7 protein-coding genes, 1 pseudogene and 1 CRISPR repeat array are annotated in these 11736 nt (G+C 66.0%); of the genes and pseudogenes, 3 read left to right on the forward strand and 5 right to left on the reverse strand.

What is annotated here, in order from left to right; translation table 11 throughout:
• The first annotated feature begins 656 nt into the window (after nt 1-656).
• Complete coding sequence (locus FHS42_RS22595) at nt 657-809, forward strand: hypothetical protein (protein ID WP_184574743.1); 153 nt, start codon at nt 657-659, stop codon at nt 807-809.
• Nucleotides 810-881: 72 nt separating this feature from the next.
• On the opposite strand, the gene FHS42_RS22600 is transcribed toward FHS42_RS22595, so the two are convergent.
• The 3 genes from FHS42_RS22600 to FHS42_RS37365 all read right to left on the reverse strand — a co-directional run bounded on the left by FHS42_RS22600 (nt 882) and on the right by FHS42_RS37365 (nt 3177).
• On the reverse strand, nt 882-1376 hold the full coding sequence (locus FHS42_RS22600) for a hypothetical protein (RefSeq protein WP_246495207.1): 495 nt from the start codon (nt 1374-1376) through the stop codon (nt 882-884).
• Between the two features lie 78 nt (nt 1377-1454).
• Entirely contained in the window at nt 1455-2060 is a 606-nt protein-coding gene (locus FHS42_RS22605) for a YqxI family protein (RefSeq protein ID WP_246495214.1), read from the reverse strand.
• Between the two features lie 880 nt (nt 2061-2940).
• Nucleotides 2941-3177, reverse strand: coding sequence for a hypothetical protein (locus FHS42_RS37365; RefSeq protein ID WP_246495215.1), 237 nt, complete (start codon nt 3175-3177; stop codon nt 2941-2943).
• A 983-nt stretch (nt 3178-4160) separates the two neighbouring features.
• On the opposite strand from FHS42_RS37365, the gene FHS42_RS22615 reads away from it, so the two are divergent.
• Together FHS42_RS22615 and FHS42_RS22620 are read left to right on the forward strand one after the other, a co-directional pair.
• Nucleotides 4161-5732 (forward strand): alpha/beta hydrolase, encoded by a 1572-nt coding sequence (locus tag FHS42_RS22615; RefSeq protein WP_184574745.1) that lies wholly within the window; start codon nt 4161-4163, stop codon nt 5730-5732.
• Nucleotides 5733-7029: 1297 nt separating this feature from the next.
• Entirely contained in the window at nt 7030-8235 is a 1206-nt protein-coding gene (locus tag FHS42_RS22620; RefSeq protein WP_184574747.1) for an IS110 family RNA-guided transposase, read from the forward strand.
• Nucleotides 8236-8243: 8 nt separating this feature from the next.
• On the opposite strand, the pseudogene FHS42_RS22625 reads toward FHS42_RS22620, so the two are convergent.
• Together FHS42_RS22625 and cas2 are read right to left on the reverse strand one after the other, a co-directional pair.
• Nucleotides 8244-9151, reverse strand: a pseudogene (locus FHS42_RS22625) (IS982 family transposase).
• A gap of 108 nt (nt 9152-9259) precedes the next feature.
• A CRISPR array of direct repeats spans nt 9260-11377; the repeat unit is 29 nt; unit sequence GTTGCGAACCCTCCTGGGCTGATGACGAC.
• 89 nt (nt 11378-11466) lie between these two features.
• Nucleotides 11467-11730 (reverse strand): CRISPR-associated endonuclease Cas2, encoded by a 264-nt coding sequence (gene cas2 / locus FHS42_RS22630; protein ID WP_184574749.1) that lies wholly within the window; start codon nt 11728-11730, stop codon nt 11467-11469.
• Between the last annotated feature and the right edge of the window lie 6 nt (nt 11731-11736).

Below are 11736 nucleotides of genomic sequence, written 5' to 3' on the forward strand. Positions count from 1 at the left end.
TTCACTGCCCATCCGACCGTCATGACCTCCGACCCGGCGAACCCACGCGGCCACAGCACCAGCGAACACTCGCTTCGCCACGGCGTGTTGGGCCGAGGAAGGGGCGGGCTTATGACGGAATACCTGGGTCGCGCACGGCTGCGGCTGAGCTTCCCGCCCAGGGCTTCAAGGGAACGGGCAACCACTCAACGTGGTGCGCGGGCATCGTGACGACCGCATCGGCACCAGTGCCTTGGCTGGGGACAGGAGGTACCCACGCCGACCCCGTACCGAGGGCTCCGGTGGACACACACCTTGCACCCACCGAAACGAGACACCCCCTCCCGGAAATACATAACCCGCAGTCAACTCGTGGCGCACGCCCTGCCCTTGAGGAAGCGGCGCAGGCCAGATCCGGGGCGCTGCCCGCACGGCACGTCTGACCCGTCACACCGGGCGAGGGTTGCAGAGGGCACATCTACAACAAGCGGCCCAAGTAACGCATATCAGACACTGCGTCACCTACTTCGCAAGAATGATCTTCCAGGGCGCGCCTCACCCCCCGAGCGGAGCCGCCGCCGTCGGCAAGTCCGGCGGCGCCTTCGGGCCACCGCTGATCGCCAACCTGCTCGGCCTGCCGGGCGGTATGCGCGCCGTCGCGCTCTTCGGCCGCCCCCATGACCGCCGTCGCCATCACCAGGCACTGGCCCCCGGACAAGGCGCAGAGCCCGGCCGACGATGGGCCGGCCTCCGGGACAGCCGAGCCGGTGGTCGGCCGGCAGGCCGTCGGGCAGCACGGTCCGAGCGCGGGCGCCGCACCGCGCGGTTGACGCTTTCCCACACCGAGGCCAACGACCGAACAGGCCGACAGTCGCGTGATCAACGACCTCTGTTAGCGACTCTCAGGAGGTGCAGCTTCCGTGGCGACTTCCACGACGTTCGAAATAATTAATCAGCAGATTGGCGAGAGCAATCAGCAGGGCGGCAAGTAGAGCTGGCAACCAGGGATGTTCGACGTGCAGCCCTGGGGTAGAAGATTCGACGAACAAAACTCCTAGAAAGGTCGTAGCCACGGAAAATGCTGCTTCCGCACGGAGCTTAAATGTGGCAGAAAAAGATGTCAGGCGCAGTGTAAGACGCAGGGGTAACGCCAACACGCTCGCAAGTAGTCCGCAAGGTAGGCAAAGACCAACAGCCCAGAAAAGTGAGCTCAGGCTGTCAGCTTTGATCAAGCCGCCAGACAGAAAGGTGACAACCACAGCGCCTGTCAACGTAACCGCGATTAGCGCAAGGAGGACACCGAGCCCGAGACCGGTTGCACCGATGGCAACAATGCATTTTCCGAAGGGAGGTAGGGATTCCCAGGTGGGTTCGTCATCAGCGCTGTCGGGTTCCATGTGTCTCCTTCGCACTTCAGAAGAGGGAGTGGGCGGCACTCGGCTTAGCCGATGTGCCGCCCCTGATAGCCAGGTATGCTATGCGATCAGCATGATCGCATGTGCAATATCCTTGGCAATGTCCGTTGGAACGCCCCCCTTGACCAGGGCCACGGTCAGTGCGGTCTCGCTCCACCCTTCGACATCCTCGATGATGTCGGCAATCTTGTTCCCGTTGTGCTTGAGGAACTCTCCAGACTTCTTGTGTAGCTTGCCGACAATCTTGCCGGCCCACTGGCCGCCGTGGCGTATACCAGCGACGATCAGTTTTCGGATGATCGTGGTAGACCCGAGGATGCGCTGGTCGCCCTTGGTATCGGCGCTCTCAAGCTGCTTCGCGTAAAGCTCGAATTCTTGGATGAGGCTGTGATCGGCGCCGTTTGCCCGCATGCGGGAGATGAGGTCACGGACATCGTCGGCTGTCGGCAGCAGCGAATCAGCAGCAGTCGAAGCTGCCGGCTGGTTGCGGTGAGCTTCAACTGCACTTGCCATTGGGGCGGCCAGCCCGAAAGTCAGTGCAGCCATTGCAGTAACGGTGGCTATCCGAATGTGATTCTGCTTCACGTGTAATTCCTCTGCGTTGTGTGAGTGGGGTAGAGGATCGGTTGGCGTGTTGACTGAACGTTCCGCCTTCTTTTCCTCCATGGATTCCGTTTGGCCAGACCCGAGGTCGTCATGCGATCCGATGTCGCCAGGTGCCTGAGCAACTAGTGAGGGCTTGCCTAGGTGCAGAGGTACCTCAGTAGCCGGCACCTCGCATGCCCTGTAGCTACTCCGCGGTAGTCCATCGATCGCCCCTTCACTTAGTTGATTGCGGTCGGTGCGCTATCAAGTCGGACGGTACAGGGAAACTGAACACTTCTCGATGGATCTTCGTACGGAAAATCCGATGTACAGGTATGGATTACCTTCTATGGTCTTCCTCAGGCACGTCAGCGGGATGTAGTCAGCCACTTGATCCTTGTTGCGGCTGCTGCGACCACCAGGTTGGCGATGGGCTGCACATCCCATCTCAGAGCGAACACCGCGATAGTTGCGCCCGCTCAAAGCTTGGCCTACCGGAAACGCCTCGGAGGACTTTGTCATTACCGTGTTACTAGTTCTCAGTGCTTAACCGGCCCGGCCAGATGCCGGGCCTAAAACAACAAGAGACGACTTGGGTGCACAGTGGATTTCTGGAAGGGCAGCATGACACTCCGGCGCGACAGTCGGATCGTGCGAAGAAGGTGAGCACGACAGCCTGATAGTCACCTTCGGTAATCAGTGGGCGGGGCGAGCACGGGTGAGGAACGCGGCGAGGGCGCCGGTGGCCTCCGGCTCGGTGATGGCGAAGCGGGTCGCGAACGCAAGCTGGTCGACGTCGACGTCGGGGACCAAGCGGGCGAGAGCGGCGAGCAGTGCGGCGAGGACTGGCGGGGTGAGAAGGCCGGCGGCCTCATCGCGGGCGGCCGGATCGCGGTAGTGCCCAAGGTCCGCGGCCAGGGCGTGGGCGAGCCAGCCGTCGACGTCGGCCTGGACGTAGCCGTCAGCTCGTCACGGACCGCTTCGTCCCGGCGCGGGGCCGGTCTGCTCCAGGGCGCCGAGCTCGCGCAGCGCTTGGAGCTCGTCGGCGCGTGCCGATGCGGGCGGCCCCGCCCAGGTCGGCCTCCCGGGCGGCGGTGGCCGCGGCGTCGGCTTCGAGCTCCGCTCGGACGACAGGGTCGGTGTCCGTGGCGCCGGTCGGCACGGCAGCGAGCAACTGCTCGATCCGCGCCGCGGACATCGTCGATCAGATCCTCGCGGCGGTAGTCCTGCCGCGCGTCGAACCGGGCGTGTCCTCAAGCGTCCGCGCCGGCGCCGGCGGCCATCCCATTCGCTCGGCGCCGTGCGACGCGGCGACCGATGCGGGCTGGGTCGCACGGGCTGCGGGGCGCGGCGATGTGCGGGGTGAGCGTTCGGTGAGGCCCCGCCGAAAAGCGGCCCACTCGTATGTCTCGTGGCGTGGCCGCGTGGGTTCGCCGGATTGCTCTGGCTGCCTGCCGCAGTTTCTGTCTTTCCGGATCGGCCAGTCTGCACACTCGGGCAGGGTCAGCCAGCGCAATTGCAACGGTGGAATGGACTTCACTGCCCATCCGACCGTCATGACCTCCGACCCGGCGAACCCACGCGGCCACAGCACCAGCGAACACTCGCTTCGCCACGGCGTGTTGGGCCGAGGAAGGGGCGGGCTTATGACGGAATACCTGGGGCGCGCACGGCCGCGGCTGAGCTTCCTGACTAGGACTTCAGCAGAACAGGCAACCACTCAATGTGGTGCGCGAGCATGGTGTCGACCGCATCGGCGCCAGTGCCTTGACTGGGAACAGGACGTACCACGCCAGCCCCATACCGAGGGCTCCGGTGGACACACCTTGCACCCACCGAAACGAGGCACGCTTTTCCAGAAATACATAGCCCAAGGTCAACTGGTCGAGCGCGCTCCGCCCTTGAAGAAGCGACGCAGGCCACATTCGGGGCGCTGCCCGCACGGAACGTCTAACCCGTCACACCGAGCGAGGGCCACAGAGAGCACATGCAACAAGCGACCCAAGTAACGCACATCAGACACCACGTCACCTACTTCGCGAGAATGATCTTCCAGAGCAAGGCTCACCCCCCGAGCGGAGGGGGTGTTGCGCCTGAAGTCGGATTCTTCGGTACGAGGGCGCATGTCAGGGTTGGTCCGGTTAGTCCCCCATGTCTCTTTGCTGACTCGAAGGACACCCCATGTGCAATAGGCCCCTGGCCTCGCTCCTCGCGGTGAGCGCTGTCGCCGCTCTGGTGCCCGCATTGGCGCCTGCTACCGCCAATGCGGCCCCGCGCTCGTTGGCGCAGTACGAACAGCAAAAGCCCAGTTGGCACCGGTGCAGCGTCGAATCCTCGGCGAAGATGCAGTGCGCCGACATCACGGTGCCACTCGATTACGCGAAGCCGAACGGCGAGAAGATCAAGATCGCGATATCCCGCATCAAGGCGGCCTCGACCACGGAGCGGCGCGGCGTGCTGCTGCTCAACCCGGGCGGGCCCGGCGGCGCGGGCCTTGACCTGCCGGTGGCCTTGGAGCCACAGCTGCCCCAGCCCGTGAAGAGCCAGTTCGACTTGATCGGGTTCGATCCGCGCGGCGTGGGCCACAGCTCCCCGGTGACCTGTGGGCTGACCGTCGAAGAGCAGGACACCGAGCGGCCGTACAAGCCGGCCACTTTCGCTAAGGATGTCGCCTGGTCCCGTACGGTCGCGCGCAAGTGCGAGGCCCAGCAGGGTGACAAGCTGCGCCACATAACCACCCGCAACACCGCCCGCGACCTGGACGTGATCCGGGCCGTGCTGGGGGAGAAGAAGATCTCCTACCTCGGCTACTCGTACGGCACCTACCTCGGCGCCGTGTACATGCAGATGTTCCCCTCGCGCACAGACCGCTTCGTGCTGGACAGCGCGGTGGACCCACATCGGATCTGGCGCGGCATGCTCCAGGTCTGGGCCGAGGGGGCCGAGCCGGCGTTCGACCGGTGGACCGAGTGGACCGCCAAGCGGGACGAGGAGTTCCGGCTCGGCGACACGCCGCAAAAGGTCCGCGACACCTTCTGGGACTTGGTGAAGCGTGCCGAAAACGAGCCCATCATCGCCGACGGCGTGCCCGTCACCGCCGATGAGATTCGCGGCTACCGCCCGATGTTCTTTCACGTGCGCACCGCCGCAGAGACAATCGCCGAGCTGAAGCGTGCCGCCGCCAGTCGCGAGGCCACGCCGCCCCGCGTGCCGCGGTCCATCACGCGGCCGACGCCGCCGCGGTTCGGCGAAGAGAACAGCGACAACGGCTCGACGAGCTTCTGGGCGGTGGTGTGCTCTGAAGGCCGTGACTGGCCGCGCGACCCCGAGCAGTACCGCCGCGACGCGATCCGCGACAAGGCCCGCTACCCGCTGTACGGCGACATCGCGTCGAACATCACGCCGTGCGCGTTCTGGAGCAAGGGCAGCGAGCCCGCCACCGAGATCAACAACAAGATCGGCGCGCTCATCGTGCAAAACGAGTGGGACCCGCAGACCCCACTGGACAGCGCCAAGGGCGCGCACCGCGCGCTCAAGGGCTCCCGCATGCTCACCGTGCTCGACGGCGAGGGCCACGGCATCTACGGCAGCGGTTCCTGTGCCGACAAGCCCACCACCAGCTACCTGACCACCGGCAAACTCCCGACCAAGGACCTCACCTGCCACACGCCGGCGGGCAAGCCCCGCACGGCCCTCAGCCTCCCCGTACCCGTACCGGCGGCCACGCCAGATCTCGTGCCTCAGGTCGGCTGACCCGTGCGCCTGCCGTGAGCTGACCGCTCCTCAGCTTGTGAGCCGGCTGGCCCCATCTCGTCCGGTGGGGCCAGCCGGCTCTTTCTGCTCCCGAGAGCGGTGGAGGGGACGGCCGGGGCCGTAGACCGGCCGGGCACGCAGCCCTCCCCCTTGCGTGCGCGGGATCTCATCCGGCGCATCTGCCCTTGCCCGACACTCCGCTCACCGCTGTCCTGTCGGGTGCGGAGCGGGCCGCATCGAAGGTGGGTACAGCGACGTTCCAGCCCGCGAACATGGGCTTCGCAGCGCCCGGTTGCTTTGGCCTGCACGGGCGATGCCGGCCGTAGCCCCTCCCGAGATTCAGGCGGCCGAACAACGCCGTCACGAACAGCGAGAAAGGTCGCTCGACGAGGTCCTGCGAGACCTGCGCCAGTACTCGCCGCCGACACAGTCGACGCGACGACCCGCATCGCGGCGGCGTTGTAAGCCGGCCGGACGGACGGGGCACGCTTCCCGTCTGCATGGCGCCCCCGGCAGGACTCGAACCTGCGGCCAAGCGCTTAGAAGGCGCCTGCGCTGTCCAGTGATTTATAGTGTCTGACCTGCTAAATCGCACTCTTCCTCCCGATCATCCCTGGAGTCTGTGGGACGTATGTGGGATGAGTGGGTTCCTAGCGGTGGCCGGCCAATGATCTTCTTGAGGCTCACGGAGTCAAAGGGTGAGTGCTGCGAGGTGGAGTCCTACCTGGCAGTGGGTGGCGAGGGTGGACACCGGAGAGCCCCACGAGGTGTTGCGAGCACTCCCGGGCAAGTGTCGACTGGTCGACTTGGCCTGTTCACGGAGACCGTCCGCTTGTCGCGAACCCACCTGGGCTGATATGACGGCGGCCTGGAGCGCCACTCGGGTCAGGTCGACGCCGCTGCGATCCCTCCTGGGCCGATGACGACCCTGGTCCAGGGCGGCCTCACCGACCTGAAGCTCACGTTGCGAACCTTCCTGGGCTGATGACGGCCATGGAACCGGCTCGCGCGGCTGCCCATCGTCGCGGGTTGCAAACCCCCCTAGATGATCGATTCCAAGGGGTCAGTGGTCCCTACCTTGTTGATCGGGATGAGCGAGCCATTCGTAGGGTTGGCTCACCCAGGGGTGTCGGGTGTGGCTTTCAGTGGTCTGCCGTCCGTGGCTTCCTACGATTCGCCGCCCGACCCCCCCGACGACTCGGCTGCTGATTAGGAAGTGCGATCTGATCGCTGAGTAGGGACTCGCCAGCGAGGTCGTCTGTGGTGCAGGTAGGCAAGCGACCCGTGGAGAGTGCGCGTGACAGCGATTTGGGCCGGTATCGACGCCGGTAAGACTCATCACCACTGCGTGGTGATCGATGGCGGCGGCAAGCGGCTGCTGTCGCGGCGGGTGGCCAATGACGAGCCGGAGCTGCTGCGGCTCCTGGCTGACGTCCTCGTCCTGGGTGACGAGGTCACCTGGGGCATCGACCTGGCCGACGGCGGTGCCGCGCTGCTGATCGATCTGCTCCTCAACCACGGTCAGCTCACGCTCTACATCCCTGGCATGGCCGTCAACCGGGCCTCCGAGGGCTACCGGGGCGAGGGCAAGACCGATGCCAAGGACGCTGCGGTCATTGCCGACCAGGCCCGCATCCGGCGGGACTTGCACCCCCTTCGGCACGGCGATGAACTGGTCACCGAACTCAAGATCCTCACCGTCCACCGCCGTGACCTCACCGACGACCGCACCCGTGCGATCAACCGGCTGCGTGGCCACCTCACCGGCATCTTCCCCGCCCTGGAGCGGGCCCTGGACCTGACCAACGCGGGCCCTCTCGTCCTGCTCACCGGCTATCAGACCCCGGCGGCCCTTCGCCGGACCGGAGCCAAACGGCTGGAGACCTGGCTGCGCAACCGCAAGGTCCGCAGCGCTGCCCAGCTGACCGAGACGGCCCTGGCGGCCGCCGAGCGCCAGCACACCAGCGTGACCGGAGAGAAGCCGACGGCCCAGCTCGTTCACACCCTGGTCAGGGAGGTGATGCGTCTCAACGAACAGCTCGCCGAGATCGACAAGCTTATCGAGGCCCGGTTTCGCGAACACAAGCACGCCGAAGTGATCGCCAGCATGCCCGGGATCGGCTCCCTGCTGGGCGCCGCATTCCTTGCTGCCACCAGCGGGGACATGACGGCCTTCGGCACTCCGGACCGCCTTGCTGGGTTCGCCGGCGTCGCGCCGGCACCCCGGGATTCTGGCAAGATCAGCGGGAATCTGCACCGGCCCAAGAGATACAGCCGAGGTCTTCAACGGGTTTTCTATACCTCGGCGTTGATCAGCATCCGCTGCTGCGACGAGTCCCGCCGCTTCTACGACCGCAAGCGCGCCGAGGGCAAGCGCGCCGAGGGCAAGCGGCACACCCAGGCTGTCCTCGCCCTCGCCCGAAGGCGCGTCAACGTTCTGTGGACCCTGCTGCGTGACGGACGGTGCTACGAGCCGATACCACCCGTCACGGCAGCTGCTTGACAACGAGATTAGGAATCATAGGCGGTCAGGGAGCGCGGGATGGGCTGGCCGGTGTGGTCGTTGTGCCAGATCGCGGCGGTCAGTGCGAGGATGCGCTGCATGACGCGCGCGATGACGCCGCCGGGGGTGCGCCCGCGGTGTTGTTCGAGGTCGAGTTGGCCCTTGAATGTCTCGTTGATCGACTCGATGACCTGCCGCAACGGCTTGTACAGCGGCGCACCGGGCCGTCTCGGCTCGTCCTTGCGGGCCGGTCGCAGCAGGCGGATGTCCTGCTCGGCGAGTTCGCGTTCGAAGGCGCGGCCGAAGTAGTTCTTGTCGCCGATCAGGGTCTGCCCGGGGCGGCCGGCGATGAGGTCCGGCTCGGCGGCAAGGAGGTCCAGCAGGGTCTCGCATTCGTCGGCCTTGGCCCCGGTCAGGGCGAAGGCGACGGGCAGGCCCTGCAAGGTGCAGACCAGGTGCAGGCCCACAAGAAGCGGCTGTGGCTGGCGCAGTACCCGTACTCGGCCCATCCGGCCAGGTCGGAGCGTTTCACGGTCTCGCGGGAGCGGCCGCACTCCACCGGCGTGGAGTCCACGACCCACACGTCGTCGCTCCACACCGTGGTGTCGGTGGCCAGCAGCCGGGTGACCCGCCGAAGCAACTCGGCGGCCTTGCGCAGGCGCTTGTTGTAGCCGGGCTGCTTAGGCAGGTACGGGAAGAGGTGCCGCAGATGGGAACGGGAGTGCCGCAGCCACCGGGCCTCGGAGGTGAAGCCGAGCATGGCCTGCATCATCGCGAGCGTGACCAACTCGGCATCACTGAGCTGCGGAGCAATCCCGATCGCTGGACGCCACGGAGCGGGATGCGGTAACTCCTTCAGCAGGTCGTCGGTCGTCACATAGAGTGCGGTCGCGAGGGAGTCCAACTCTGTCTTCACACACTGACGTTGGGCTCCCTCGCCTCATGCGCGCAGCCCACCCCTTGGAATCGATCATCTAGGCTGATGACGACGAGCTGCCGACGCCGTACACCCACATCTTGTGCTGTTGCGAACCCTCCTGGGCTGATGACGACCGGCCGGATGGACCCGTACGTGCGGTTCGTCCTGGAGTTGCGATCCCTCCTGGGCTGATGACGACCTCTTGCAACTCGGCGCCGAGGAGCGGGGCCATGCGTTGCGAACCCTTCTGGGCTGATGACGACCCAGGTCCTGAGTGCCGCTGAGCAGGTCGTCGTCATGTTGCGAACCCTCCTGGGCTGATGACGACGCGGGGTCGGAGAGTAGGGGGAAGATCTTGCAGTCCTGTTGCGAACCCTCCTGGGCTGATGACGACGGCTGGCCGGAGCTGGGGCGGCGTGCGTGGGCGCGGGGTTGCGAACCCTCCTGGGCTGATGACGACAGGACCTCCCAGTCATGAACCCGCACGTCCTCGTACGTTGCGAACCCTCCTGGGCTGATGACGACCCGCCTGTGAGCGCGGCCAGGTTGTCATCGGTCGCGAGTTGCGAACCCTCCTGGGCTGATGACGACACAGAACAGCCACGCCTCGCGAGGGGTCATGTGGCTGAGGTTGCGAACCCTCCTGGGCTGATGACGACTACGGCCATTCGCCGGGCGGTCGCCTACATACGCGGTTGCGAACCCTCCTGGGCTGATGACGACCGGCGCCGCGAAGCTCAACCGCTACGGCAAGGACAGGTTGCGAACCCTCCTGGGCTGATGACGACGCATCACCCGGGCGGCCGGCACCGGCCTACGCGGTGGTTGCGAACCCTCCTGGGCTGATGACGACCCGCGCCACTGCTCTCCGACCCGGCCGCCGTCGCCAGTTGCGAACCCTCCTGGGCTGATGACGACCGGTGATGTCGGCGCCCTGGAGGATGCCGGACCGGACGTTGCGAACCCTCCTGGGCTGATGACGACACGACCCGCGCCGCGCTGGAGTACGAGCCAGCCCAGCTCCGGTTGCGAACCCTCCTGGGCTGATGACGACGGGCGATCACCCCAGTGGTGCCGGTGACCGTACGGTCGTTGCGAACCCTCCTGGGCTGATGACGACCGGACGGCGTGGGCCTGGTCACCGCCTTCGCGCACACGTTGCGAACCCTCCTGGGCTGATGACGACCTCCGCCGCCGCGGCCGGCTCCTACGCACACCGCGCGTTGCGAACCCTCCTGGGCTGATGCCGACGGTGGCTGCGGTGGCCGCACTCCTAGCGGCTGCGACGTTGCGAACCCTCCTGGGCTGATGACGACGGACTGCGAGGGCGTGGGCGACTTGGACGGCCGCGTGTTGCGAACCCTCCTGGGCTGATGACGACGTCGGTGGCGAACGCGAGGCCGGTGAGGGCGTCGTGTTGCGAACCCTCCTGGGCTGATGACGACCTGGTCAGCCATGCGGTTTGCCCACCAAAGGGCGTCGTTGCGAACCCTCCTGGGCTGATGACGACGGACTACACCGCGGGCACGCCCCTGCCCGGGGCCGCGTTGCGAACCCTCCTGGGCTGATGACGACCGAGGCGCTGATCAGCGTGGTGGTGATGACGCAGGAGTTGCGAACCCTCCTGGGCTGATGACGACCAGCCTTCAACGGCTGAGCGCCACCAGCATGCCCACGTTGCGAACCCTCCTGGGCTGATGACGACTAGCGGGACCGGCCAGGGCATGCGCGTGGTCACTGGGTTGCGAACCCTCCTGGGCTGATGACGACCTCAACACAGGCCGTAGCAAAGAAGGAGACGAACGGTTGCGAACCCTCCTGGGCTGATGACGACACCTCGGGGGCCGGCGCGTCCTGCGCCGCTTCAATCAGTTGCGAACCCTCCTGGGCTGATGACGACTGGAACGCCTCAAAACAGGGCATCACACAGAGCTTGGTTGCGAACCCTCCTGGGCTGATGACGACCAAAGACCAGAGGGTCGGTGATGCTGCCCCCGGCGGCGTTGCGAACCCTCCTGGGCTGATGACGACTTCCAGGCGGGGCAGGTCGGACATCACGTCCTGTAGTTGCGAACCCTCCTGGGCTGATGACGACGGCCCAGGGCCACCGCCCCGCGTGGAGCGGCGAGGTTGCGAACCCTCCTGGGCTGATGACGACTCCCCATCACCAAGCCCAACCCCGTGCTGCCCGCGTGTTGCGAACCCTCCTGGGCTGATGACGACCCGAGGGTAAAACCCCAGGTCGGAAGGCTTCTGCGAAAGCCTGCGCGCCGCGATTCTGCAGTAGTCCGGCGGTGATGCATCTGCGCAGGTCAGAGGATGTCTCCGGGCCCGCCGAGCGCGACTCCGAGGGTCGCTGACTCGACCATGTCGGGTGAGCGGGCCCTGTAGGTGACGATGCTGTCGTACGCCGGGTCGATCACGCTGCCCAGCGCTGCCATCAGGGCCCTGTACTGCGCTGCGGACAGTTCGCCCTGGAAGACGCTCCGCTGCGTCCAGTGCAGGTACTTGCGGCAGGTCTTCAGCACTTTCGGATTGCGTTCTACAGCGGTGTCGTATACGAGGATGACGAACACGAGCGC

This window comes from Streptomyces zagrosensis (assembly GCF_014203645.1).
GTDB classification, from domain to species: domain Bacteria; phylum Actinomycetota; class Actinomycetes; order Streptomycetales; family Streptomycetaceae; genus Streptomyces; species Streptomyces zagrosensis.

Excerpts from the sequence above, each read along its gene's own strand:
- FHS42_RS22600 (WP_246495207.1), bottom strand. The coding sequence starts at position 1,376 with ATGGAACCCGACAGCGCTGATGACGAACCCACCTGGGAATCCCTACCT.
- FHS42_RS37365 (WP_246495215.1), bottom strand. The coding sequence starts at position 3,177 with ATGTCCGCGGCGCGGATCGAGCAGTTGCTCGCTGCCGTGCCGACCGGC.
- FHS42_RS22615 (WP_184574745.1), top strand. The coding sequence starts at position 4,161 with ATGTGCAATAGGCCCCTGGCCTCGCTCCTCGCGGTGAGCGCTGTCGCC.
- FHS42_RS22605 (WP_246495214.1), bottom strand. The coding sequence starts at position 2,060 with ATGGAGGAAAAGAAGGCGGAACGTTCAGTCAACACGCCAACCGATCCT.
- FHS42_RS22595 (WP_184574743.1), top strand. The coding sequence starts at position 657 with ATGACCGCCGTCGCCATCACCAGGCACTGGCCCCCGGACAAGGCGCAG.